The sequence below is a fragment of the Zwartia hollandica genome, assembly GCF_019923725.1.
In the GTDB taxonomy this organism is placed as follows: Bacteria; Pseudomonadota; Gammaproteobacteria; order Burkholderiales; family Burkholderiaceae_B; genus Zwartia; species Zwartia hollandica.
The window spans coordinates 669304-694493 of sequence record NZ_JAHXRI010000010.1; the positions used below are offsets into that span (position 1 = coordinate 669304).

The window sequence follows — 25190 nt, forward strand, 5'->3', positions numbered from 1 at the left end:
TAAGTGAGCATTAAAGATAAGACTGAGCAATACTTACTAGTATACGCAGCGAAAGCCAATATAGACGACATAGACGTCTATATGCTTGTACTGCATGCCCTCCAACCGCATTTGCGAGGGACCATACCACCAAGAACCGCCTCCAGTCAGGCGGCTATCACCTTGTGCATCTGCTAGCCATTCCCAGGCGTTGGCTCCCATATCAAACAGTCCGTTGACGCCCCTACGCGTTTTACCAACCGGCGCGTGACGCTCCCAGCCGTCACCGGCACCTTGCGTATTCGCTCCCTCGGGCGAATCGCCCGTTGGGTAGGGATACGTTTTGCCACGCACAAAAGGGGCGGGGGGATTCAAGCGTTGTTCGGTATAGGCTGCGCGCATCCACTCCTGTTTGGTCGGTAGCCGCCCACCCGCATCTTGGCAGAAGGCCTGCGCTTCGTCCCATTTGATGTGTACGGCCGGCTCGTCGGGTGCACCGGGGCTGCCAAAGGGCGCACGCCAGTTCCAGCCGGTTCGCTTTTGCCAACCCATCACATATTCAAAGCCACCGCCGCTGCGCTCAGCCTCGGTCACCACGGCTTTGCGTTTGGCATATTCGGCAAAGCGCCCAATACTGACTTCAGTTTCGTCAATCTTATAGTCGCCCATCTCCACGCGGACATTGGTTGGCTGTGCCGCAACGGCAGGCCACACAAAGCAAACCGACACAACAGTTACGCCACACCAAGAGTATAGGGATCGAAGTAATTTCATGGTCAAGATCAGATAAGTTGGTGACAGCTCGAATTTGAGCGATACTTTGCGAAACACATTGCAACATCAGTACAAATGTATCTCAAAACACCCTGGAGACAAAAATGATTTTGGTTGGCCGCTATGCATCCCCTTTTGTTCGACGCGTTGGCGTCGTTCTGCAAACCCTTGGAACCCCTTACGAGCATAAGGTTTTGTCGACAGCCAAAGACGTTGAAGCAATCAAAAGCTACAACCCCATCGCCAAAGTACCCGTACTGGTTCTTGAGAATGGCGAGCACCTCATTGAAAGCGCGGCGATTATCGAAGCGATTCTGGAGATGACACCCAACCAAAAATTGTTGGCACCAAGTGGCGCCGCGCGTCGTCACACCCTGCAGCACTGCGCGATTATGACGAGCGGTTTGGATAAATCTATTCAAATTATTTATGAACCACTTAAGCGACCCGCAGAAAAAGTCCATGAACCCTTCTTGGATGGCCTGCGTGCACAGGTCCGTGCCAGCCTAGAAATTCTAGAAGGGCTTGCAGCCAAGGGAACATTCCCGGGCGGTGCTCAAGCGAATCTCGCCGACATCACTGTTGCGGTGGGTTGGTTCTTCCTAAACAAAATGATGCCCAAGGTTGCTGCACCAGAGCAGTTCCCAAATCTGGTGGCGCTCTCTGCGCGCTGCGAAGCCTTACCGGCCTTTAAAGCGTGCCAATTAGAGGGCTAGAAACGTCTCTGACGATGCCCCAGTCATGACAAGTAAAACATTCCATGGCTGGTGGATGGTGGCGGGCTGCATGGCTGTTGCCATCGTGGCCTGGTCATTCGCCCTATATGGCCCAAGCGTCTACCTACACACGATCAGTCAAACGCATGACTGGTCCATCGGGTTGGTGTCGTCCGCACTTACGCTTTCATTTTTAGTCAATGCCTCGGTGTTGAGCTTTGTCGGCAGCGCGATCGCCAAGCACGGTCCGCGCATTGTCATGGCGCTCGGAGCTGCGATTATGGCCTCGGGCTTTATCGCGATGAGTCAGATTTCCAAGATCTGGCACGTCTATGCCTCTTTTGCTCTGATGGGTCTAGGCTGGTCCTGTCTCTCCACCACCGCGATCACTTCCTCGCTCGCCCCATGGTTCGAAAGGCACCAAGGTCGTGCAGTCTCTACCGCAATGCTAGGAGCCAGCATTGGGGGCATGGTGGGCGTACCAACCCTTCTCGCCCTGATCACCTGGCTGGGCTTCAATGCCGCAATACTCGTTGTTGCTCTGATTGTGCTCACGACCGTTTGGTCTGTCAGCTTCTTCATTCTGCGTCACCGCCCACAAGATCTAGGCCTATATCCAGACGGTGAAACACCCGCCCCACAGGCGGGTAAGCCGGCCGCGCGGACCTGGTCACGCACCGAGGCGCTTCGGACACTGGCGCTCCGCAGCGTCGCCCTCACCTTCGGCTTAGCTCTGATGGTGCAAATAGGCTTTCTGACACACCAAGTGTCACTGCTCTTGCCTGCGCTTGGCCAAGCTGCTACAGCAGTCTGCATCACTGCGGCAGCCATGCTTGCCTTCGTCGGTAGAATTCTCTTAGCTAAATTTTCTGATCGTCTCGATGTGCGTCAGATCGCCTTTGCGGTCTTACTGACCGCCGGTGCGAGCCTTGGCCTAGGATTCCTTTTTACAGAGCAGGTATGGGCACTTATCCTATGCGTACTTGGCTACGGCTTCACGGCGGGTAACATCACGACACTCTCTCCTGTCATCGTGCGACGTGAATTTGGTGCAGCTTCCTTTGGTGCCATCTTCGGAATCACGGCAATGTTGACGCAACTCATGTCAGCGATGGGACCGGCTTTTTTTGGATTACTGTATGACCTTAGCGGGAGCTATCGTTTACCTCTAGGTCTTGCCGCTTTACTTAATATTGTTGCGGCAATTGTCATTATGATTGGCCGTCAATCGTTGCCAGTAATCAGTAAAGAGGTCTCTGCTGCACCGTGAAACTAAACGCGTCGCTCGTACCAAGGTTTAGTCTGATTGACTACTTTTACGACGACGAGCATCAGCGGCACTTCAATCAACACACCCACAACCGTGGCAAGTGCTGCCCCCGACTGAAAACCAAACAAACTGATCGCCGCTGCCACAGCAAGCTCAAAAAAATTAGAGGCACCGATGAGTGCCGAGGGACAAGCCACACTATGTTGCTCGCCTAACCTACGATTCAACCAATAGGCTAGACCTGCATTCAATACAACTTGGAGCAGAATCGGGACAGCCAACAAGGCAATAATGAGCGGCTGTTCAACAATCGATTGCCCCTGAAAAGCGAAGAGTAAGACAAGTGTCGCGAGCAGTGCGACCACGGACCACTTACCCAATGCCGTCATCGTTCGGTCAAACGCCGCCTCTCCCTTAGAGACAAGCCATCGACGCCAAAGCTGCGCTAACAAAACAGGTACCACGATATAAAGTACAACAGAGATAATCAACGTATCCCAGGGCGCCGTGATTGCAGAGATTCCGAGCAACAGCGCGACCAAGGGAGCAAAAGCAAACACCATGATCGTGTCGTTCAAGGCCACTTGAGACAAGGTGAATATTGGATCCCCGCCTGTCAGCCGACTCCAGACAAACACCATTGCTGTACAAGGTGCGGCGGCCAATAAAATGAGCCCTGCAATGTAACTATCGATTTGCTCTGCTGGTAGCCACGGTGCAAAAGCGTGCCGAATAAAGAGCCAGGCAAGTAACGCCATTGAAAACGGCTTGACTAGCCAATTCACAAATAGGGTGACACCGATCCCTTTGACATGCTGACGCACCTGACCGAGCGCTGCAAAATCAATCTTGATCAGCATGGGAATAATCATGACCCAAATCAAGAAGCCAACCGGCAGATTGACTTGTGCGAGTTCCAGTGCCGCAATCGCCTGAAATACACTTGGAGCTAACTGCCCCAGGGCAATACCGACAACGATACAAAGAAATACCCACAGGGTCAGGTATCGCTCAAATACATTCATGCAGAACCTTTCAGGCGCGCGTAGTTGGTAAAAATAGGGTGATTAGCCAGCATAGTACTAGCATCACCGCAGAACCCACCAAAGCCGCCAAAAGCCCTCCCCATTGATACAGCAAGCCCGACAAGAGTGTCCCGATTAAACGCCCTGCTGCATTCGCAGCGTAGTAAAACCCTACGTCCTCGGCCGCCTTCTCGGACCCGGCATAGGCCAAAATCAGATACGAGTGCACAGACGAATTGACCGCAAAGGCAAAACCGAAGATACCAAGACCCACCACAACGACCCAGGTAAGATGCGGCACCGCGAATGCAACGGCGAGCGCCAACGCGATTGGCACCACAGCCAGGAGTCCTGACCATAATCTGGCTGCAGGAACTTCCGCGGTCAGCCCATCAGCGCTGCGCTTAACGAGTGATGGTGCGATGGCCTGAACCAAACCATAACCAATCGTCCACAGGGCCAGAAAGCCGCCAACCATGGTGAACGTCCATCCGGACGCATAAAGGAACACGGGCACACCGACAACAAACCAGACGTCTCGCGCACCAAACAACACGACGCGTGCAGCGGCCAGTAAATTGATAGCTCGGTTTTTTGCAAACAGCTCACGCGCAGACTTTGACGCACGACTCTTGCCCATCATCGGAGGTAAGGATAAGAGCACAGCGACTAATACGATTGCCAGCATCGCGGCCATGGCCCACAGTGCACCACGAAAGCCAAGCAGATCAAGTAACAAACCACCAAGAAAGAATCCGACACCCTTCATCGCATTCTTACTGCCGGTGAACCAGGCAACCCACTTGAATAACTGTCCCGACGCCTCGCCTGCTGTAATTTTGATTGCTGACTTACTTGCTGTTTTAGTTAGGTCTTTGGCGACGCCACAAACGCCTTGCGCCAGCACCACCCAGGCGACCGATAGGCCGGCTGCCCAATCGGGCGATAATATCGACAACAGTAGGAAGCCAATAATTTGCGTCGAGAGACCGACACTTAGCATCCGTGTGATGCCAAACCTTGCGGCAAGCCAACCTCCAATCAGATTCGCTAAAACGCCGGCAGCCTCGTACAACAAAAATAAGAAAGCAAGGGTAAAAGGCGAATAACCCAAGCGATAGAAATGCAGCAGTACCAGCATGCGCAACGCGCCATCGGTCAGCGTAAAGCCCCAGTACGCTGCCGTCACAATCCCATAATTACGTGCCCCAGCTGAAGACATCGCTTACAAACCCTTGCTATCAAGGATACACGCCAGATCTACCATCCGACAGGCATAGCCCATTTCATTGTCGTACCAGGCGTAAATCTTCAACAGCGTGCCGTCGGTGACCATTGTCGACAAAGCATCCACAATTGAGCTGCGTGTATCCCGTGCGTAATCCGCACTCACCAGAGGGCGCGTCTCAAACCCCAAGATACCAGCTAAGGGCCCAGCAGCAGCTTTAGCGAACAAAGCGTTGACCTCTTCTGCCGTGGTTTCGCGCTTGAGTTCAAAGACGCAATCCGTCAACGAAGCATTCAATACTGGAGCCCGAACCGCGTGGCCGTTCAGCTTTCCTTTCAGCTCAGGGTAAATCAACGCGATGGCTGTCGCGCTCCCTGTTGTCGTCGGCGCCAGACTCAACATTGCACTGCGCGCGCGGCGCAAATCTTTATGGGGCGCGTCAACGACCTGGTTCGTATTGGTGGGGTCATGAATGGTCGTGATCTGTCCGTGCCGAATGCCGATCGACTCATGAATCACTTTGACCACGGGTGCGAGGCAGTTCGTCGTGCACGACGCAGCCGTCACAATTTTGTATTGCGCGGGATCGTACAAATGGTCGTTCACACCCACCACAATATTCAAGACCTTACCAACCTTGACGGGCGCCGCAACGATCACGCGCTTGGCACCACGCTCGAGGTGTCCTTGAATCGTCTCGGGCGTTAAAAACTTTCCCGTGCATTCCAGCACCACGTCGACGCCATAATCCCCCCAAGGGATTTCTGCTGACGTCGCGTAGGAAGAGAATCCAAGCTTCTTGTCGTTGATTCGAATCGTTTGGGCATCGTCGGCTTGTATCTCTGCGCGCCAACGGCCCTGTACGCTATCAAATTCAAGCAAATGGGCAGTCGCCGCTGCGCCGCCCTTGATTTCATTTAAATGAACGACTTCCAGACGATTGCCCGACCGAGGATCATCAGACTGCCGTTCAGCAGCCCCAAAGGCCGACCGCAAAGCAAGGCGTCCAATCCGTCCAAGTCCGTTAATACCGACTTTCATTCTGACTCTCCCATGCTTTCGCTACGTGTTGAACGGTAGGTAACACTATTTCAGACTGAACTCTAGCAAGAGCATATGACGATTATGTGACAATACTCATTCTTAGTCTTTGATACCGAGTCCCGTCATGGTGCTACCCAGCGATCAAGTCGATCGACTTAACGAACTAGAAATGAAAATCGTCCTTGCGGACGATATGCTCGATCAACTTAATCAGACCATTTTTCGGCAACAGCAACAGATTGATGCCCTAGCTCAGGAAGTACGCACACTAAGGCAACAGCTTCCTCAGGATCGAAACACTTCGGGGACAACGCTCTTGGATGAGCTTCCCCCACACTACTAGCTTGGCTTGACAGGCTTGGCCATGACGCTCATGAACAAGTCGCTTTCTAACCAACCATTTAACCAGCGGCGCACCGCAGGAAACTCGGCGGTACTAAACCAGTTGGCATCGACCGCTGCGAATTGGCGAACGAATGGAAAAATTGCCACGTCACTCAAGCACGGATCTTGTCCACCAAGATATGGAAAGCGCACCAACCTAACTTCAAGATCATTAAGCAGCGCGAACCCAGCTTGTTCACGGTAATGCAATGACGAAAATTCTGGATAGCGTTCGGCATACTTATAGCGATCTAGCCAATGCTTGAAGTCTGTGTCGTTACGCTGAACTAAACCGAGCTGCTCTGTCTCTTCGGCTCGTTGCAGCCACCTCTGCGGATCGTTCTGCTTCAGGGCCCAGCGCATGATGTCTAGACTCTGCTCGATGACCAGACCGTCTGCGCACTGCAGGACCGGAACCGTGCCTTTGGGTGAAATAGCCAGCATCGCTTGAGGCTTGTCTCGCAAACTAATTTCAATTTGCTCGACCTCGATGTCAGCAACGCGCAACGCCATCCGCGCGCGCATGGCGTAAGGGCAACGACGATAAGAATAGAGAATCGCTTTAGACATCTAAACGATAGACCTTCGCCGCGGTTGCAAAAAATAACTGATGCTTCTGCGCCTCAGTATATGAGGCCGCAATGCGCTTGAACGCATTCCAAACCACATGGTAGTCGACAGACTCTCTATCAGGCGGGAAGTTGCTCTCAAACATACAGCGCTCAGGACCAAACTGCTCAATGCAATACTCGAAGAAGGGACCCCACGCTTGCGCCAGCACCTCAGACCCTGCGGGTCGTTCAAGCTTATTAAAGCCAAATCCAAGGTAACCCATACCCAGACCACCAAGCTTCACAAAAACATTCGGGCACTGAGCGAGGTCACGTAGTGCACTTCTCCATTGCTCATTGGTCTGTGCCTCATCGGCAAGGTAGGTCCGAGTCTTAGACAGCAAACCACCGATGTGATTCAGAATGATCGGGGTATTAGGAAACGCGCGCGCTAAATTACTAAGCTCTGGTATTTGGTGGTGATAAATCATCGCATCAAAACTCAGACCCCGTGATGCCAATTCAGCAAATCCGGCCCGAAAGTCCACATCAGCAAGTAAGCCCGGTGGAATTGCATAACGACCGTTATTTAGAGGCGGATCTGCATCCCATTTTGTAATGAGACGTACGCCGCGAAACCGCTCTGAAGCAGTGGCTATCTGAGCGTCTAACAATTCAGCAATGGCAGAACCATACGTTAAATCTGCTGTGCCGACGATGCCTGCTGCAACCTGCGCCACTCCGTAGGCCTGACTGGCTCCAATCGCTGCCATGCCATTTGCAAACTCGACCTCGCCAAGTCTGCTCATCATCTCAGGTCCATTCTTTCGATAATACGCACCACACTCAACAAACACCGACGCAAGAATGTTGTGACCCGCTTTTGTATCAGCGATGAACTCCGGGAATAAATACGTTTGGCCCGGCCGCTCCCACAGATGGTGGTGCGCATCGATAATCGGACGTTGCGGGTCAATAATGTCTTCGCGTAATAAGGCACGCCAAGCGGAATTATCTTTGAGGACGTGGGGCGCAGCAGGCGTGCCATCCGGATTAAGGCTTACACGCAAAGGCAATTTACTTGGCATCAAGATCCCCTTTATATTTTTTGAGTCGAGATAAAAATTGATATTGCTAAATTTATCAGGAATTTGACCTGCGCAAGAGACCAATGATCTATCGCACGCCCGCTCGCCAAGGGTCACTATGCCGAGGATTCGACACAAAGGCAAAGTCAGTAAGGCTTTCTAGAAATGCAACCAGGTCAACGACCTCCTCCTCGGTGACGTTAAAGCCTTGCAAAAACTCGCTGCGCAAAGGATTGGGCTGACCCTTGTCTGCTGAGGCGCGGCCTGCACGGGCATAATGACCACGGATCACTTCAGCCAAGCTTGGAATCGAACCATCGTGCATATAAGGTGCGGTCAACGCAATGTTGCGCAAGGTCGGAGTACGAAACTTACCGGTATCACCTGCGATACCGGTAATCTCGATAATTCCAGGGTTCGTCTGCGGATAGCCACCTTTACCGTCGACGTCATACAAGCCCGTATTGTGAAACCCAAGCTCAGGAAAGGGCATCCGACTATGCTGAATATTGTCATTGAAGTTCAACCCGCCATGACAGTGGTAGCACTCCATTTTTTCACCAAAAAATAGCGACTCGCCGCGCTTTGCGGAGGGACTCAAGGCATCTGCCTTGCCCTCATACCGGTAGTGATCGAAGGCGCTACTAAACGATACAAGGCTGCGTTGGAACGCGGCCAAGGCCTTCGTGACGGTTGATAGCGAGTAGAGCCCTGCATCCCCGAGGGTTGCCTCTTTTGGGAAAGCCTCGATAAACATTTTTTTGTAGCGCGGCTCTGACTTGAGTCTTTCGAATAGCAGTTCCTCGCGCCCAGCCATTCCCATTTCAACGGGGTGCTCACCAAAAATTGGAATGAGTGCTTGTATTTCCAAACTATTCAGATTTGGGTTCATCCAAGTCAGGACGGGCAAATAACCCGCATTCGCCAGCGACATTGCACTGCGTCCCCCAAGCTTACCGTCTACACCTTCGGACCGCGCCTTACCGTCAGTGAATGCTTTCTCTTGTCGATGACATGTCGCGCAAGACATCGACTCATCTGCAGACAATCGCTTGTCATAGAACAAATGTCTGCCTAGCTCAACTTTACCGAGCGACATCGGATTGTCTGGCGGCACAACAGGCTCTGGCGCCCAGGGGGCTAGGCCCCACTGGTATGCCACCTCGTGCCGGGATGAGGAGTCGGCTTGCGTGGTGCTTTGAGCAAATACAGACCAAACAAGCAAAATCACCGTTGCACAAGCGAGCAACACGCTTAATAGTCTCAGGTGAAACGATCCCGGCACTCTCATCACAATATCCCCAAGTTACTTTGCGCTAAAGAAGCGCTGGAGACCAGCGGCATGATTCTCGTAGGGAAGTCCCAGAGCCGCCATGATGGGTGGGCAATCCGCGTCTTTCAGAAAGCTCATGCAGCCTGGCGAAGTACCTGGGGTATTTACATCAACATTGGCACCTGCAAGTACTGCACCAATGTCTGCAACGATCGTTTGCTTGCTTAGGTCAAACTGTGGCAAGCTCACCGTGAGTCGATTAGGATTTGCGCAAGCGGTAGGTGCTGCAGTCTTTGATGGGGATGCGCACATTGTGCTTCCCAAGTGGACCGAGAACCCGGATGCAGCTCCACCTCCATGACCAGCGCCGTGCGCTGCGCCATGCCCGTGCGCAGCCGTGGTGCCAGCACTGGCCATATCCACCTTCAAAAACTTGTAGCCTCCCTGCCATGTCCAGAACATGGCTGTGCTACTCAGGGGTGCGGGGGCAGTCGTAGGATCGACATGGTTAAGCTTGAACGGCACGCCGAGGGTAAAGCGCACACCAGTATATTTACCGGGTGGAACCGTGCCACGCACAGAGGTGTTCGTGGGGACTGTGCCATTACGGCAAGGGCCTGTTGCATTTTCAAAGTCTAATAAAGCAACATTTTCTACCTGCCATGTCTTATCTTGCGTCAAGGTGAGAGCTGTTGCGCGACCTTGTGCGTCAAGAAGCTCTACCTCGCTCACGAAGAAGCGAAAATCGCTTGGTGTGATTGTCGACTTTGTGCTGCCAATATCTTTATAGCTCTGGCCACAAGAAAACGGTTGACCATTTACTTGCGCAGTGAACTTAATTTCAACGGGCTGCTGCTGCGCATGTGCCGTCGGCAAGCCAAGCCCACAACCCAATCCCAACATCACTGCGAGTGTATTTACGTATTTCATCATTATTCCTTAATGTTTATGTGTCTTTTCACCGGGGCGTGGTCTTTGCACCCAGACAACCACCTTGACCTTTCCGGCTTTTTCGAACGTCAGCGTCATATCAAAGCGATCACCCACTTTTAAGGGGCGCTTTAACTGACGCAATAGCACTTGGTAGCCCTCTTCAGCATCATGTCGAAATACGATCGACTGCCCAGGGGCAACCTGAATCGACTTCACATCGACCCAGGTAATTTCGTGATCGACTGAGTGTGTTTCGGTTCTGAACACGGACTCGGTTGCAACAGCTGTATCTGCCTTCTGCAACAAATCGGGTGTCGTGCCAGTGTTTTTTAATTCCTTGAAATACACGGCATATTCACCGAGTTTTTCAGGATTCTCCACTGCATAGGGATGATCGATCACGAGTGCGCCCACTTTATTTCCATGGGCATAGGCAGCACCCAGAAAGAAAAAGCAGGAACACAAGCAACCTAGCGAAACAAAGAAACGTCGTAGACGCATGATTCTCTCCAATCAAGCTCACCGCATCATCGCGCCTCGGTGAGGCGACGTGCGAGTTCAGACCGCTATCGCGGCAACGTATGAGGGCTTAGAGAGAAATGGGAGGTGCGCGTGGCGCATTGACGACCCAACGTGCCTGCGTATTCGGCAACGGTGAATCTGGATGAAGCGAAGGAAGTGCAGAGGAAGATGCCACTACACCCAAAAAATGTGCAGGCGGACGATCTAGAGAATGTACATTCAAGGCGCAGTATGCGCACTCTGATGACGATTGATCGCTAGAATGATTCGTCGACTCTGAGTCGACCCTGTCTAGCTTGATGAACTTCGTACCTGTCGTCGTACAAACTTCTACCAAGAAATCTTGGCCGGACGACTCAGACAACACCACATGGCTGAGGGCTGGCGCGCATAGATTAAACAGCATCACCAGCAAGGCAATGCTACTTAAAATACGTTTATGCGTGCGCAGCACCAAGTTCATAACCGAAGTATAGATCAGGATTTCTAGTCAGACTGGATTGGCTCAAGCGGACTATTTTTTTAGAATCATGGCCTTGATTTGGTCCAAGGTGACGTAGCCCTTCTTTTCGACATCAATTTTGCTGAACGACGAAGCAATACGAGGCATGCCGGCCTTCGCCTCTTCAAGCGTCAGTTTGCCATCCGCATTTTTGTCAGCTGCCGCAAAGCGTTCTTCTGCTTGCTTGACCTCATTTGCCTGACTAGTAGTCATTGTCTGGGCAACACTAGCGGCACCCAACGAAATGCCCATCAGGACGACTAGACTAGCTAAAGCAAGACGCATCTTCACAGTAGAACTCCAAGTGACAAAACAGAAGGATTGGACTGTAGCACTAGTCGCCCAGCGATCTCCGCCAAACTCCTCACTAAAACTACACTCAAATTTATTGAGCCATAGTTGCGGGTATATTAGGCAACGAGACAAACATACGTCAAACCCTTCTTGACCATTCACACTGGGCAACTGACCATCATGAAAATCACAAAAATCGAACCCTTGCACATCGGGCAATTCATGTTCGCCCGCATCAGTACCGACGCAGGCATCACCGGCTTTGGGGAAGCGGGCACCTGGGGCCATATCGAGGCCGCTGGTATCTGTATGAAGCGCTTCGCGGAATATCTTGAAGGTAAAGATCCCTTCCCAATCGAACACCACTGGAACGTGATGCATCGCTTTAGCTACTTCCAGGGCATGGCTGAAAATGCAGCCATTTCTGCCATCGACATGGCCTTGTGGGATATCAAGGGCAAGGCGCTTGGCGTACCGATTTACGAACTACTAGGTGGCGCCGCGCGGACCAAGGCGCGCATTTACGGTCATATCTACGAAAACACGATTGAGAAGATGTTGGTTGAATGCGAAGTCAAAATGAACGCGGGCTTTACGGCCTTTGGGCACCTCAATCCTTTTCTCGATGAAGGCAACGATAAGGTTTACTTCAAGACCCACATCAAGAAGATGCGCGATGCCATTGAAAATACCGAACGTATGCGAGCAGTCGTTGGCGATCGCGTCGATCTCTTGATAGAAATTCATCGTCGCCTCACACCGGCTGAAGCGATTGTCTTCGCGCACGGCATTGAGCATACGCACCCAATGTTTATCGAAGATCCCATTCGACCAGAAAGCAATGATGCGATGGCCCGCGTAGCAGAGAAAATTAATATCCCGATTGCTACAGGCGAACGCTTTTCAACAATCTATGAATTCCAAGCGCTCATGGCGCGAGGCGGTGTGGAATATGCACGCGTCGATCTGTGTTTATGCGGAGGCATTACGGGCGCTAAAAAAGTTGCTGCAATCGCCGAAGCGTATCAAGTCCAAATCGTGCCGCACAATCCGCTCTCACCTATCGGTCTTGCCGCCTGCCTACAAGTTGCCGCAGCCATTCCAAACTTTGCGATTCAAGAGTACGCAACAGGCTTCGAGGCGGGCACCTTCGAATCGCGCCCTGAACACTTGGGGAGCAATATCGTCGATAAAGTTCCATTACCAAAGGATGGCTTCGTCGATATTCCGACTGGCCCAGGGCTAGGCATGAATCTTTTGTCTGACGCGCAAAAGATTCGGCCACCCTTGTTAAAACCAATTTCGATGCGCCCGCACTTCGATGGGTTTATTGTCGATCAGTGATCCTTTAGACAGATAGAAAAATACCCGCTTATGCGGGTATTTTTCTACTTGCGGTGGTAGAAAGCAAATCCCTCTCGTACACGCTTGTCCGTTTTCCGAACGACCTTGCCATCTGAGTCGGTGTACTCGTACGTATTCTGCTGATCGTCCAACGTAATAATGCGAAACTGATCGGTTTTCCCAATGTAACTAGTTTTGTCTGATACACCTGCGATTGAATCGCATATCGTATTCAATCGAGAAGGATCATCGACATTGACGTTATCTTCTTTTAGATAGTCAGGCGTTAGTTTCTTGTTTCTTAAGGTCTGAAACTGAAGATTGCCTTGCATTGACCAATCAAATGCACTGCGTGCAACACAGGATACAACAGTCGAACCCATTGTCACCAGGTATTGTGTCTCCTGATTCATCGCACCGTTCGCGATGTAGTCTTGAACAGTAATGATTTCTATTTTTATGTTCTGCGCAGTCTGCGACTGCTGTATCAACCAGCGTCCCAGCATCTTGTTGAAGTACGGATTGTTATTTTGCGCCAAACTTGGCAGTGCCAGTAACGACAGTAGAACAAATGCAAGGACTGAGTGCATGCGATTCATTTAGAGTACTCCCAAGTCAAGAGAAGAGTGACGGCTAGTTAGAAACGCAAACACCACCAGACTTGCCGTACCCTGCCGGGCAACTCCCGCTTCCACCGTAGTATGCATAGCATGCGTTACTGTTGGCCACACATACACGTCCGCTTTGCCCATAATTGCTTGGACAACTTTGTCCCGACGGCACCACGAAGGCGTACCCTGCACCAGGGTTTGGTACACAGGTCGTGCCGCTCTGACCGTAGTTACTTGGGCAGCTCTGTCCGGAGGGTACTATCAAAGGCTGTGCCCTGGGCGCAGGATTTTTGCATGATGCATGGGCGGCAAAAGACAACACCAGTATCGAAACTGCCAATAGAGCTTTTTTCATTTAAATATCCCTTATTCAAAGTACGACACCCAGTCCTGTTGGGATCGTGTCCCCCACCTTCAACTGCAAATACGCAAGATCAAGCCACCGACCGAACTTTACACCAACCTCTGGCATCAGCCCCGTTTGCACAAAACCAAGTTTTAAATGTAACGCGATCGATTCTCGATTGCCCGCCTCAATTGCCGCGACCATCACGTGCTTCTTTAATTTTCGAGCACGTTCAATCAGTGCCGTCATCAACAAAAAACCGACTCCTGCCCCACGTCGATCGTGCCGCACATAAACCGAATGTTCGACGGTGTGTCGGTACCCGTCGAATGCTCGCCAATCGCCAAAACTTGCGTACCCAATCACCTTATCAGAGCCGTCAACGGCGACTAACACTGGATAGCCCTTGCCTTGACGCTCTAGTAGCCATGACTGGCGATTCGCTTCATCAACAAGCGTTTCATTCCAGATCGCCGTGGTGTGCTCCACCGCATCGTTATAAATAAGCATGATGCCCTGCGCATCATCGATGGTTGCATCACGAATATGCATTCCTTTTCCCCACATTTAATTGCCGAACTCGCGATTACGAAATAACGTAGAATTCTACTTGTATCGTTAGTAGCGGGAGAGCACACAGGCCTCATGAGCACTGCTGTCGCCGAAGGAGCAACCGCCCCGGAAACTCTCAGGCACAAGGAACCGCTACTTCTTTGACACTCTGAAGAGTTGCCCAGCCGCACAGCCCGGCACACCGAAGGAGCAAGCGTTAATCGAGGCTTAGCTTCCGAGACGCGAATCTCTCAGGTCCTGCACAGAGGGGGCGCACACTTGAATCGCAAGTGCGCTCACCTTTATTCGTGCGCAAGGACTATTCCCATGCTTAACAAGATCGCTGTCATTGGTGGCGGCATCACTGGTGTCACCACAGCTTACGCGCTCGTCAAAAGAGGCTTTGATGTCACACTCTACGAAAGCCATCGCTACGCCGGGATGGAGACCTCGTTTGCGAACGGAGGCCAACTGTCTGCCTCTAACGCCGAGGTCTGGAACCACTGGTCCACAGTCCTAAAGGGGCTTAAGTGGATGTTCAACCGCAGCGCTCCGCTGTTAGTTAATCCTAACCCGAGTTGGCACAAACTCAGCTGGTTTACGGAATTCTTGGCAGCCATCCCACAGTACAAACAGAACACCATCAAAACCACGCAACTAGCCATCGCCGCGCGCAAGTACCTGTTTGACTGGGCTACCCAAGAGAACATCTCTTTCAATCACCAAACAAAAGGGATCTTGCACATCTATCGTGACAAACATAGCTTTGATCACGCGCAGTCCGTTAATTGCTTACTCCAGCAGGGTGGACTCGAGCGCCGCGCGGTCACCCCGCTCGAAATGCGTAGCATCGAGCCCACACTTGCGGGAAAGTACTACGGGGGGTTCTTCACAGCAGACGACTCAACTGGCGACATTCACAAATTTACGACTGGACTGGCCGCAGCGATTGAACGCTTAGGCGTCAAATGTAACTATAGCCATGAGGTCATACGCCTTGTGCATGTTGATTCAGGCGTTCTGGTGCGCGCAAAGGCCGAGGCAGGAGATACAACTAATCGCTTTGATGGCGTCGTCTTATGTGGTGGAACCGCGAGCCGAGCGCTAGGCGCACAACTGGGCGACCGAATCAATATCTACCCAGTCAAGGGATACTCGATCACCGTGAATCTCAATGATCCCGCGAGCCAGAGCGGTGCGCCACAGGTTAGTTTGCTAGACGACGAAACAAAACTCGTCACGAGCCGTTTAGGCAGCGATCGCTTTCGGGTGGCAGGTACCGCTGAGTTTAACGGCACCAACCGCGACATCCGTGCGGATCGCATTGAGCCACTTGTTCGCTGGGTACACCAGTGCTTTCCGCGCATCAACACCCGCCATGTCATACCTTGGGCCGGTTTACGTCCGATGCTACCCAACATGCTTCCCAAAGTGGGGCCAGGCAAAAAACCTAATGTTTTTTACAATACCGGGCACGGTCATCTAGGCTGGACGCTCTCGGCAATCACCGCCGAGGCGATCGCGTCTTGCATCCAACAGGCAAAGGGCTTAGATAGCTCGCGTTACTGCTGAACAATCCCCGCCTGCGCAATCGTATCAGCATACTTCTTGCGTAAGTCCCGGAGCATGACTTGCATCTCTGGGACTGTATTGGTTGAAACGCTGAATCCCAGCGCCTCAATCTGCTTGATATTCGCAGGGTCGCGAACAATCTCCGTCACATCCTTATTGATTTTGTCCAGGATCGCAGTTGGTGTGCCCTTAGGCGCCAGTATTCCTTGCCAGCTTTCGATATTAACGGCTGGGTACCCTGACTCCGCCATCGTTGGCACCTCAGGGAAAACAGGTGAGCGATAGTTGGTCGTCACCGCCAAGGCACGCAACTTGCCAGCCTTAATTTGCTCAGTGACAGCAGCCAAGGTGATGATTGTGGCATTCACGTGTCCGGCCATCGTATCCAAGGCAGCAGGCGCGCCACCTTTGTATGGGATGTAGTTGACTTTAATATCCGCTGCGCTGGCGAGCACCTCGTGCGCGATATGGGCAATGCCACCACTTGTCGGCAATGCCAGCGTAAGCTTGCCGGGATTTGCTTTGGCGAAGTCAACATAGTCTTTAAATGTTTGCGCCTGAAAGCCCGGATTAGACACAAGCACCTGCGGATTGACGACCAAGCGCATCACGCCGCTCAGGTCTTCTGCGGTGTAGGGCGGGTTTTTGAGCAGAATGGTATTGAGCACGATCGCATCGCTGTGGAGCACGAGCGTGTAACCATCAGGCTTTGCACGAGCGACTTGTGCCGCACCAATCGCACCACCTGCACCCGTAATATTCTCAACTATTACCGTTTGACCCCAAGCGCTACTAAGTTTTTCTGCGATCAGGCGGGCAATCTTATCCGTACTACCGCCCGCAGAGACAGGAACGATAATTCGCACGGAACGCTGTGGGTAGGATTCCGTTTGCGCAACGACAGCGCCGCAAAAACCTACCGACAAAAAACAAGCAAATAACACTCCGTATGCTTTCTTTAAAAACAGGCTACTCAACATGACCTCTCCCGAGCGTTCAATTATTTCGACTAGAGCACGTTTCTAAAACACATACCGCTTACCCACGGCAGTTGGCGCTAAGACTTTATCCCCAAAAACATTTGCCATTGCAGCAATCGCGCGCCAACCCGTGCAGTGACCTGCACCGATTAACTTCAAGCCAAATTGTTTTAAACCCTCTACCGTTTCAGGAATGATCGCTTCGTTTGCTCCTGACAAATGAAAGCCACCGAAGACAGCATGGATCGGAATGTCAGGAAAGCGATCTCTCGCATCATGCAGTACGTTAATGATGCCTGCATGTGAACATGCAGAAAAAATAACAAGTCCTTTGTCTTTAACTTTTACTCCCAACCAACGCTCATCGACGAGCATCTCGTCCTTCTCCCACTGGCCATCTGCATTTTTACGTACTTGACCAGGAAGTCCACGCTCAAACGCAGTGCGTCGCGGGATTTCACCGCTAACCGCGAACATATCATTGAGTAGCGATACCGGCTCGCGATACAAAGCAACCTCTGCTCCAGCGGCTGTAAGCTGCTCGACACTAGGAACATCGATCATTTCGCGGTACTTACCGTTAGGCAAAGTCGCTGCGCGTTTATGAAACATGTCTGGGTGCCCGTAAAACGGTACGGTTTTACTCCCATTTCGCTGTCGAATGGCGTTCAATGCCAACAACAGTGCGCCCGCATGATCCCAGTGACCATGGGACAGCACGACCGACTGAACCTTACCGAGGTCAACACCCAAACGACTCACATTTCGCTCAAAGGCGTACTCTTCAGGGCCTGTGTCGAACAAGACTGTTCGCTCTGTATCGCCTTTACGAGCAGTGATCAAACAAGATAGACCATGGGCTGCGCAACATAGACAGAGGCCGGCCATCATTTGTCCGCCTCGACTAAATAGTCCCATCGCTTCGCTAGTCACGCCGGCCGGCGTAGTTGAGAGCATATCTGTCGTGTTATCCACAAGGATATGTATTTCTAACGCATCCACCGCATCTAGCATCATGTCGACAGCCCCAGCTTGTATTGAGCGAATATCTTTTTTACCGCAGATTTTCTACATTCAGGGAATGTTTTTGATGCTCGACGAAGCAATGCGTTTTTTTGAGCAAAAAAAATGACTTACTCTTGAAAGAGTAAGTCACTGTTTTACTTGGTGGGTCGGGGGAGACTCGAACTCCCGACCAACGGATTAAAAGTCCGCTGCTCTAACCAACTGAGCTACCGACCCCAAGCCCTACATTATGACTTTTTCATTATTGGCTGTCAAACCGAGGGGTGTGCAGCAAAAATTGACTCAAACTTAGTACCTAGTGTCAGCAAAAGGCTGTCCTCATTCAGAGCAGAAACAAACTGCACGCCTAAGGGCATGCCTGCATCGCCTTTAGCGAAAGGCAATGTTAAGCAAGGAACCCCAAGCGTTGTCCAGGCCCGGTTAAACGTCGACATACCAGTGCCAGTTGATTTAAGAGGCGCTTGCCCGGGGGCACCAAGCGTCAACACCGCATCAACATCTAACATCGCCCGCGCAAACAACGCTTTGCACTTCTCCACGTGTAATAGTTCTTTTTTGAACTGCTCATCCGTAATCAGCAAACCGGTTTCAATTAACTTAACAGTCGAGGCACCTAAGTTTGCAGCCTGAGTGCGATAGACCACCTCGTAAGACCGCGCCGCATCGTAGGCCATGATGAGGCGATTCGATTGACCAAGCGCAAGAAAGTCCTTCGCTGGCAAGTCGATGTCGACGATTTGCACGCCAGCGGCTTGAAGTACGTCTCGCGCACGCTCGAGCGCGCGTAACGCATCGGGATCGGCTTGAGGAGCTTCAGGGGAGGGGTACCAGGCAACACGAGGCTTGGCGGGGGCTTGAGCCCGTGCATCTTGTTCAAGTAGCACGGATGACAACAACCGAATGTCGGTCATTGAGCGAGCCATCAACCCGATGGTGTCCATCGTAACGGACAGCGGACCAACGCCCTCTAGCGAAACCTTGCCGTGTGTGGGTTTGAAGCCAACGATGCCGCAGTAGGTGGCAGGACGAATCGTCGATCCGCCTGTTTGCGAACCCAGCGCCATCGTCACCATATCGTCTGCAACGGCTGCCGCCGAACCACTCGAGGAGCCACCCGGTGTGCGGTCAATGCAGTGGGGGTTGGTCGTGGGGCCCGCGTGCTGGTGAGCAAACTCTGTTGTCACCGTCTTACCTATAATCAACGCCCCCGCAGCTCGCAGCTTTGCAACAGCGTACGCATCATGCTGCGGCCTGTGGTTGGCAAAGGCCGCAGAGCCGTAGGTTGTGGGCATATCATATGTATCAAAGATATCTTTGATACCAACAGTGACTCCTGCCAACGGCAGGGCAGACGTATCTGCCGGCAATGCGGCGAACTGCTCGCGAACCTGCTGCGCATCATGCCAAGACCAGGCGCGTACCTGCGGTTCGCGCGAGGCGATCCGGGCAAGTTGTTCTTCTAAAATCTGCGATCTAGTGAGCGCTGTCACTTAGCGTGCTCGCGAGATGCGCACCTCAGCGCCGCGTCGCTTGACTTCCAAGCCCTCAGAGGGAAGGATACGCAAGCCTTCAAGGCCCTTGATGTAGCTTGAGCCCTGCATCTGCATGACACGAATCTTATTGCGCATCACAACGGGGTTGTGCACCGGCATACCAAACATCCAGACCTCGTCCAGAATGCGTGCCGAATTAAATTCGCCCGTGTGGCTGGCAGTCGGACCCAAGCAGAGCATGTGTCCTTCTCGGCCAAATACAGGCAAAGCGTCTAACGCACAGGAGACCGTCCACGTGGTGCCGCCCTCATAGCGCCAGCCTGTGTTTAGATCCCACCACGCATCGCCTTGCGGCAAATACACTTGAATTTCCTTACCTGGCTTCATCGCCGGCGCAACCAGCAGTGCTGGACCAAGCATATATTGTGTATCCCAGCGCTGTGCCTCAGCATCTGCGGGGAACGAGAGCGCCATGGAACGCTGCACTGGCAGGCCTGTGCGTGCTGAATCTTCAATCGCACCAAGAACGTACGGAATCAAGCGATAGCGCCATTGCAACCAAGACTGCACGTGCGCACGCGTTGCTTCGTCAAACGCAGTAGGCAATAAATCGGGATGCGCTTGAAAAGCCAGATTGGCAGAAAATACCGCCATGCCTAGCCACCGCAGATACAGCTCTGGCGTCATATCCGCCGTTGGCATTGCTGCGTTGCCCAAGGCATGCATTTGAACTGGGATACCGCTTGCGCCAATCGATAAGGCAGTGCGCAGCGTATGCTGCAAACCACCCCATGTGTTAGGTACACGGGGTGCGCTTTGCCACAACAGGCGCTGCGCACCCGCAAACAAATCAGAACTAAAAACAACACCCTCTGGCGGCACTTTATGACCAGCTGCCGCATCAAACAATGCACGACGCGCTAATGCTGGGTAGAGCGAACGCAACACCGCACCACTTTCGCCACCGCGCGCAACAATATGATCCGGGAAATCAAACTGCACATCACAGGCCGTTGCCCCGACACCCTCTTCAGCAAGATGACGGTGGCGCTCTGACCAAGTCTTCATTGCATCGCGATGAGTTAAATCCAAGAGACCAAACGGCTTTCCCTGCGTCGCAGGAACGCCCGCAAAAACATGCGCCTCCCCGCTTTCACCCACAAGTAACCAGCCTCGGTCTTCTAGCTCGGCAAAGATCGTCGATTCAACCAGCGCTGCTGGGATTGTATGCATACACAAATGGGTCGCATGCTTGCCAAATTGTGCCAATAATTGTTTCGGACTCGGGAAACGCTCGGCATCCCACTCGGGCAGCAACTTCGAATCCTGATAAGTCCAGGCGGCTGGCGGCAACAGCAACACACCATCGACTGCCAGACTTAAGCGTCGAAATTCTGCAATGAGCTCAGCCGTCTGAGAAGCGTTATGGCTCGTGTGCTGCTCAACCCAGACACCCATCGACCACAAAACGGGCTGACCAGCACGACCCGTGAGCTGCGTGTACTGGTTCAAAATTTCAGTGGGCTCGCCAGCAAAGATGAACACATCAAGCGTTTCATCTTCCACGGCGATCATGTACTGTGCCGCGGACTCGGCGCCTAAATCATGCTCTACGCGGCCGAGGGTGTTGACATAAACACCCCAGCCATTAGGGCTCCAAGCCAGGGGCAAAGCGCGATGGTCTGGCGCATCAGACACAATCGTTTCACCACGCCGATCGAGATCCCCTGGAGTCTCGCCTAAACCAAATATCTTGTCAGTACGCTTGAGATCAAAGCCCAGCGACCAAAGCTCTTCCGAGCGAGCAACGCCAGACTCGCAAAGCGTTAAGGCTGTTTTGCCAAGTCGGTGCAAATGCAGTTTGAATGGATTCACAGAGATATCTAGACTCACATCTCCTTGCACAAGCCGCCAACCCTTCAGTGCGCCTTTGAGCGGCTCGAGAATAGCTTCGCCTATCGCCTCTGGCCGAGCAAGCAACACTTCTGCATGCGCACGCGCTCGTGCGCCGGGCAGAATATCTGCGGCGACAGCGTCGGGGCGACCGCAGCGAATCCGGAACACGCCAGGCGCATGCGGTTCAACCACGAGTCTCATTCCCGCACCTGCATCGAATACGAGCTTGGTAGGCAAAGTATCGACTAGTTTGAGTGAATCTAGGTGCATGTTTAGCGCGTGGGTATAAAAGCGACCAAAGGCGCTATTTTGACGGATTTAAGTATTTTAAATTGTGAAACTGGCTTAAATCTGACTAATTTTGTCAATTATATCGGTTTCCAATGGCAGAGGTTCAGCATTTAGGGTTGCTGCGACCAAATCTCCCGCCAGACTTGACCAGGTTAGCCCGCGAGATGCAAGCCCTGTAATGGCCCAAAGGCCCGTATGTTGGCCTATAGCACCCACCGCAGGGAGGCGTCCGGGCAACACGGCTCGCCAGCCCGCCCATCCTAAGATTGCGCCATGACCAGCCTGCTCTTGCAATAGCGGCGTACCAACTAGACCCTCAGTTCGCTTTAAATTTTCTCTCGCCCCAGCGTCAGTCACAGAGACCACCTCGGCCCCGTGCAAATAGCTACTTCCCGTGACGCAATATCCATCCACAGCCGGAAGTACATATCCGTCACCGGAAACAATACAACGCGGCCCACCCGCGAGCAGCCCCTCCGGAACATAGGTCACCTCGCCCCCCAGCCGATGCATCATGCGTAAGCGCGCATGCTCAGACAGCAGCCCGCTGGCACTCAAAATATCTTGTGTCGCATGCGCTGCAGCGACCACCACCACACGGGACTCATCGAACACCTCACCCGCTGCATCTAACACTTGCCAAACCTCGCCGCGCCGCACGATACGTTGAACGCGCCTCTTGCGTCGCAAAATGTTGGGGCCGTTGAGCAGCTGGTCGAGGAACAATTCGGGCTGTACACGTACGGCCATAGGAAAATAAATGCCGCCTCGCTGCAAATGGATGCCTGCGATCGCACTTGCCTGGCTTGCATCGACGAATTTTGCCCAAGCCTCGGGTAGGTTCAAGCCTGCAACCACAGATTCTAAGTCCACAATTCGCCCGGACCTTCGAGATAACTGCAAAGCACCACAGCAATCAAACGCCTCTCCCGTCAAATGACCCCAGCGCCGATGGCCGAGCAAGGTCCCCGCCCGTGACAACCGCGCGCGGATATCATCTTCACGGGTAAGCATCGGAGTCAGTGCCGCCGCGAGATGTCCTCGGTGTGGCGCTTGTTCGGCTCCGCTGGCCTCATACACGGTCACAGCCCAGCCCCGCAGAGATAGCGCGTGCGCAACACTCGCACCAGCAAACCCTCCACCCACGACAACGACGTGCTGGTGGCCTTCATGAAGCCCCGACGAAACAGCCGATTGCGCGCCCTCACCGCGTGACCACACGCCTCCTCGAGCTGTGCCCTGTCCCCAGAGCGCTGAGGCTTGCTCACTAAAATTTTCGCGTAGCTTAGTCGCTGACATCAATAGCCTGACAAGCTTACCTCCCGGCGCTAACAGTCGTGTCGCCGCAGCAAGCAATGGCTCAAGCTTTACATCAGGGTAGTCACGCGCTTCGGGAGGAAACACTACAGCGTCCGCACGGGCCGACACGCGTCCCAACATGATCGAGGCATCACCGACAGCCAGGGTTAGCGTCACGCGCAGCCGCTCAAACTCCAGACGGTGCACACCCAAGAGATTCAACGGCCATGCCTCGACCAGCTCTTGTACAAACGGCTGTATGTCTGCAGGGCACGTTTGCAGTAAGCGCGCTTGAAGCTCTTGAGCCGGGCAAAGTTCAGGTAGCAGGCCAACAACGTGGAGACGTCGACTCCTCTGCGGTTCTAGACGCCATGCATGCCAAAGGTGTAAAAACAGATGCCCTTCGCCAAAGGCAGTGTCAATAATGGTGTAGTCGCTGCGGCCAACCCAAACTTGAGGCACTCCAAGCCCAGCAAATACAGCAGCAAAGGACGTCATCAGGATCGCAGGGCACGACGCAAAATTTTCCCAACATTGCTTTTGGGAAGCTCTGTCCGAAACTCAATCGTACGCGGACACTTATAGCGACTAAGGTCGCGCGCGCACCATTCTTCTACAGCGTCTTCGCTCAACAACGGATCCGAGGGGACGACGAACAGCTTCACCGCCTCACCCGTTGAGCTGTCAGGCACACCGACTGCCGCACATTCCAACACACCAGGATGGCTAGACACGACGGCCTCTACCTCACTGGGGTACACATTAAAACCAGACACAACAATCAAATCTTTTTTTCGATCAACCAAGAACACATAACCTTGAGCATCTATATAGCCAATGTCCCCTGTCAGGAAAAATCCATCTGGAGTCCTCGCTGCGTCTGTCTCTTCTTGTGCGTTCCAGTAGCCTCGCATGACTTGGGGTCCTCGCACAGCGATTTCACCACGCTCACCCGTCGCGACCGGCACGCCTTGCTCGTCAACAATACAGATCTCTGTGGATGGCAATGGCAATCCGATACTGCCAGAGTAAGCTGACGCATTCGTCGGATTGGCTGAGACCACCGGAGAGGTCTCGGATAACCCGTATCCTTCAATTAAGGGGCGCCCCGTCACAGCGACCCAGCGCTCTGCGACAGCCTGGTGAATCGCCATGCCACCCCCAAAAGCTAGGCGTAAGTGCCGGAAATCAAGCTTCGCGAATTGTGCTTCATTGAGCAAGGCATTGAACAAAGTGTTCACGCCAGGCAACACGTGTGGCGGGTCTTTGCGCCAGGCATACAACAATGACGCACGATCACGCGGGTTAATCACCAAGACGCTTTTCATGCCCGCGTGCAGCGCATACAAACCACACACCGTCATCGCAAACACGTGATAAAGCGGCAAAGCCGTGAGCATGGTCAGCGGCCGAGGCAATAGATCGCCGAGTGCGGGTTGCGCCACTGCCTGGACTTGCAAAACATTCGTCACTAGATTGCGATGCGTGAGCATGGCCGCGCGGGGTGAGCCCGTGGTGCCTCCCGTGTATTGCAAAGCCGCGAGATCATCCATCGAAAGATCAGGCGCCTGCCAGGACAAATCCCTACCTAGCCTCAGCACAAACCGCCACGGCCAAGCCCCAACCATCGGCTTTTTAGGTCCCAGCTTCTTAATGTGCCGCGCACCAAAATTAATGACACTGGATTTAAATGGTCCCAGCATGTCCCCGGGGGACACGACTACGCGATGCAGTAGCCCTTCACAATCCGTCACTTGCTCCAGCGTATCAGCCACGCTTTCAAACACCACGATGACGCTCGCCCCACTGTCGCGCAACTGCACGCCCAACTCTCGGGGTGTGCACAGTGGGTTCACATTAACCACGACGCAGCCCGCTTTGAGCGTACCCAACAAGGCAACGGGATAGGCCAAGACGTTAGGCATCATTAGCGCCACGCGTGCGCCCGATTCCAACTTCAGCGATTGCAACCATTTGGCAAAGGATGTTGCCTCTTCGTCAAGTTTTGCATAGGTCAGAGGCACACCAAAGGACTGCACCGCAGTGCGGGGACCGTACCGCTCACAGGCCTGCTCCAGCAAATCCACCAGAGAGACATAGCCGTCTGTTGAAATCGTCGCTGGGACACCTTCCGGATAACTGTTAATCCATGCTGACTTCATGGTCTATCGCCAATTCAAGTTATGGGTTTAAAACG

At 53.0% G+C, this 25190-nt stretch carries 24 protein-coding genes, 1 tRNA gene and 1 riboswitch; of the genes, 5 read left to right on the forward strand and 20 right to left on the reverse strand.

Translation table 11 applies throughout. The features are described from left to right. Positions 1-36: 36 nt before the first annotated feature. Positions 37-753: a formylglycine-generating enzyme family protein gene (locus KZZ10_RS13965; RefSeq protein ID WP_259662128.1), complete on the reverse strand. Its 717-nt coding sequence runs from the start codon at positions 751-753 to the stop codon at positions 37-39. 104 nt (positions 754-857) lie between these two features. Between KZZ10_RS13965 and KZZ10_RS13970 the strand changes: the two genes are divergently transcribed. Beyond that, positions 858-1469 carry a glutathione S-transferase family protein gene (locus tag KZZ10_RS13970; protein ID WP_259662129.1) on the forward strand — a complete coding sequence of 204 codons (612 nt, stop codon included), beginning with the start codon at positions 858-860 and terminating at the stop codon, positions 1467-1469. A 25-nt stretch (positions 1470-1494) separates the two neighbouring features. Continuing rightward, complete coding sequence (locus KZZ10_RS13975; RefSeq protein WP_259662130.1) at positions 1495-2739, forward strand: MFS transporter; 1245 nt, start codon at positions 1495-1497, stop codon at positions 2737-2739. Between the two features lie 2 nt (positions 2740-2741). Here KZZ10_RS13975 and arsB read toward each other — a convergent pair whose 3' ends face one another. The 3 genes from arsB to KZZ10_RS13990 are packed head-to-tail and all read right to left on the reverse strand — an operon-like array spanning position 2742 to position 6033. Further along, complete coding sequence (gene arsB, locus KZZ10_RS13980; RefSeq protein WP_259662131.1) at positions 2742-3764, reverse strand: ACR3 family arsenite efflux transporter; 1023 nt, start codon at positions 3762-3764, stop codon at positions 2742-2744. Positions 3765-3774: 10 nt separating this feature from the next. Further along, the gene (arsJ, locus tag KZZ10_RS13985) at positions 3775-4986 is read right to left on the reverse strand and encodes an organoarsenical effux MFS transporter ArsJ (RefSeq protein ID WP_259662132.1); all 1212 of its coding nucleotides are present in this window, start codon (positions 4984-4986) and stop codon (positions 3775-3777) included. 3 nt (positions 4987-4989) lie between these two features. Beyond that, complete coding sequence (locus KZZ10_RS13990) at positions 4990-6033, reverse strand: ArsJ-associated glyceraldehyde-3-phosphate dehydrogenase (RefSeq protein WP_259662133.1); 1044 nt, start codon at positions 6031-6033, stop codon at positions 4990-4992. A 127-nt stretch (positions 6034-6160) separates the two neighbouring features. On the opposite strand from KZZ10_RS13990, the gene KZZ10_RS13995 reads away from it, so the two are divergent. Further along, positions 6161-6379 (forward strand): SlyX family protein, encoded by a 219-nt coding sequence (locus KZZ10_RS13995; protein WP_259662134.1) that lies wholly within the window; start codon positions 6161-6163, stop codon positions 6377-6379. On the opposite strand, the gene KZZ10_RS14000 is transcribed toward KZZ10_RS13995, so the two are convergent. From KZZ10_RS14000 to KZZ10_RS14030, 7 genes are all read right to left on the reverse strand, one after another. Then, the gene (locus KZZ10_RS14000) at positions 6376-6990 is read right to left on the reverse strand and encodes a glutathione S-transferase (RefSeq protein ID WP_259662135.1); all 615 of its coding nucleotides are present in this window, start codon (positions 6988-6990) and stop codon (positions 6376-6378) included. The genes KZZ10_RS13995 and KZZ10_RS14000 overlap by 4 nt on opposite strands. Then, the gene (locus KZZ10_RS14005) at positions 6983-8059 is read right to left on the reverse strand and encodes an amidohydrolase family protein (RefSeq protein ID WP_259662136.1); all 1077 of its coding nucleotides are present in this window, start codon (positions 8057-8059) and stop codon (positions 6983-6985) included. Before KZZ10_RS14005 ends, KZZ10_RS14000 begins: the two co-directional genes overlap by 8 nt. An 88-nt stretch (positions 8060-8147) precedes the next feature. Next, on the reverse strand, positions 8148-9350 hold the full coding sequence (locus tag KZZ10_RS14010) for a methanobactin export MATE transporter MbnM (protein WP_259662137.1): 1203 nt from the start codon (positions 9348-9350) through the stop codon (positions 8148-8150). Positions 9351-9365: 15 nt separating this feature from the next. Next, complete coding sequence (locus KZZ10_RS14015; RefSeq protein ID WP_259662138.1) at positions 9366-10265, reverse strand: MbnP family copper-binding protein; 900 nt, start codon at positions 10263-10265, stop codon at positions 9366-9368. Positions 10266-10271: 6 nt separating this feature from the next. Beyond that, the gene (locus tag KZZ10_RS14020; protein WP_259662139.1) at positions 10272-10766 is read right to left on the reverse strand and encodes a copper chaperone PCu(A)C; all 495 of its coding nucleotides are present in this window, start codon (positions 10764-10766) and stop codon (positions 10272-10274) included. An 88-nt stretch (positions 10767-10854) separates the two neighbouring features. Beyond that, on the reverse strand, positions 10855-11250 hold the full coding sequence (locus KZZ10_RS14025) for a DUF2946 domain-containing protein (RefSeq protein ID WP_259662140.1): 396 nt from the start codon (positions 11248-11250) through the stop codon (positions 10855-10857). A 51-nt stretch (positions 11251-11301) separates the two neighbouring features. Then, on the reverse strand, positions 11302-11580 hold the full coding sequence (locus KZZ10_RS14030; protein ID WP_446001719.1) for an EF-hand domain-containing protein: 279 nt from the start codon (positions 11578-11580) through the stop codon (positions 11302-11304). Between the two features lie 183 nt (positions 11581-11763). Between KZZ10_RS14030 and KZZ10_RS14035 the strand changes: the two genes are divergently transcribed. Then, on the forward strand, positions 11764-12927 hold the full coding sequence (locus tag KZZ10_RS14035) for a mandelate racemase/muconate lactonizing enzyme family protein (protein ID WP_259662141.1): 1164 nt from the start codon (positions 11764-11766) through the stop codon (positions 12925-12927). Between the two features lie 44 nt (positions 12928-12971). On the opposite strand, the gene KZZ10_RS14040 is transcribed toward KZZ10_RS14035, so the two are convergent. Both KZZ10_RS14040 and KZZ10_RS14045 read right to left on the reverse strand, forming a co-directional pair. Then, positions 12972-13526: a hypothetical protein gene (locus KZZ10_RS14040; RefSeq protein ID WP_259662142.1), complete on the reverse strand. Its 555-nt coding sequence runs from the start codon at positions 13524-13526 to the stop codon at positions 12972-12974. Between the two features lie 382 nt (positions 13527-13908). Then, complete coding sequence (locus tag KZZ10_RS14045; protein WP_259662143.1) at positions 13909-14436, reverse strand: GNAT family N-acetyltransferase; 528 nt, start codon at positions 14434-14436, stop codon at positions 13909-13911. A gap of 63 nt (positions 14437-14499) precedes the next feature. Beyond that, positions 14500-14599: riboswitch (glycine riboswitch) on the forward strand. A 164-nt stretch (positions 14600-14763) separates the two neighbouring features. Here KZZ10_RS14045 and KZZ10_RS14050 point away from each other — a divergent pair. Continuing rightward, positions 14764-16008, forward strand: coding sequence for a D-amino acid dehydrogenase (locus tag KZZ10_RS14050; RefSeq protein ID WP_259662144.1), 1245 nt, complete (start codon positions 14764-14766; stop codon positions 16006-16008). Here the strand turns inward: KZZ10_RS14050 and KZZ10_RS14055 are convergent. The 7 genes from KZZ10_RS14055 to KZZ10_RS14085 all read right to left on the reverse strand — a co-directional run bounded on the left by KZZ10_RS14055 (position 15999) and on the right by KZZ10_RS14085 (position 25155). Next, positions 15999-16988, reverse strand: a complete 990-nt coding sequence (locus KZZ10_RS14055) for a Bug family tripartite tricarboxylate transporter substrate binding protein (protein WP_259662145.1) — start codon at positions 16986-16988, stop codon at positions 15999-16001. The two genes, KZZ10_RS14050 and KZZ10_RS14055, sit on opposite strands and share 10 nt — an antisense overlap. Before the next feature lie 42 nt (positions 16989-17030). Then, on the reverse strand, positions 17031-18005 hold the full coding sequence (locus tag KZZ10_RS14060) for an MBL fold metallo-hydrolase (RefSeq protein WP_259662146.1): 975 nt from the start codon (positions 18003-18005) through the stop codon (positions 17031-17033). Positions 18006-18153: 148 nt separating this feature from the next. Then, a tRNA-Lys gene (locus KZZ10_RS14065) sits at positions 18154-18230 on the reverse strand. Positions 18231-18265: 35 nt separating this feature from the next. Then, positions 18266-19504, reverse strand: coding sequence for an amidase (locus KZZ10_RS14070; RefSeq protein ID WP_259662147.1), 1239 nt, complete (start codon positions 19502-19504; stop codon positions 18266-18268). Further along, the gene (locus KZZ10_RS14075) at positions 19505-21673 is read right to left on the reverse strand and encodes a glycoside hydrolase family 31 protein (RefSeq protein ID WP_259662148.1); all 2169 of its coding nucleotides are present in this window, start codon (positions 21671-21673) and stop codon (positions 19505-19507) included. Between the two features lie 75 nt (positions 21674-21748). Beyond that, positions 21749-23491 (reverse strand): FAD-dependent 5-carboxymethylaminomethyl-2-thiouridine(34) oxidoreductase MnmC1, encoded by a 1743-nt coding sequence (gene mnmC1 / locus KZZ10_RS14080; protein ID WP_259662149.1) that lies wholly within the window; start codon positions 23489-23491, stop codon positions 21749-21751. After that, positions 23491-25155 (reverse strand): AMP-binding protein, encoded by a 1665-nt coding sequence (locus KZZ10_RS14085; RefSeq protein ID WP_259662150.1) that lies wholly within the window; start codon positions 25153-25155, stop codon positions 23491-23493. Before KZZ10_RS14085 ends, mnmC1 begins: the two co-directional genes overlap by 1 nt. Positions 25156-25190: the final 35 nt, after the last annotated feature.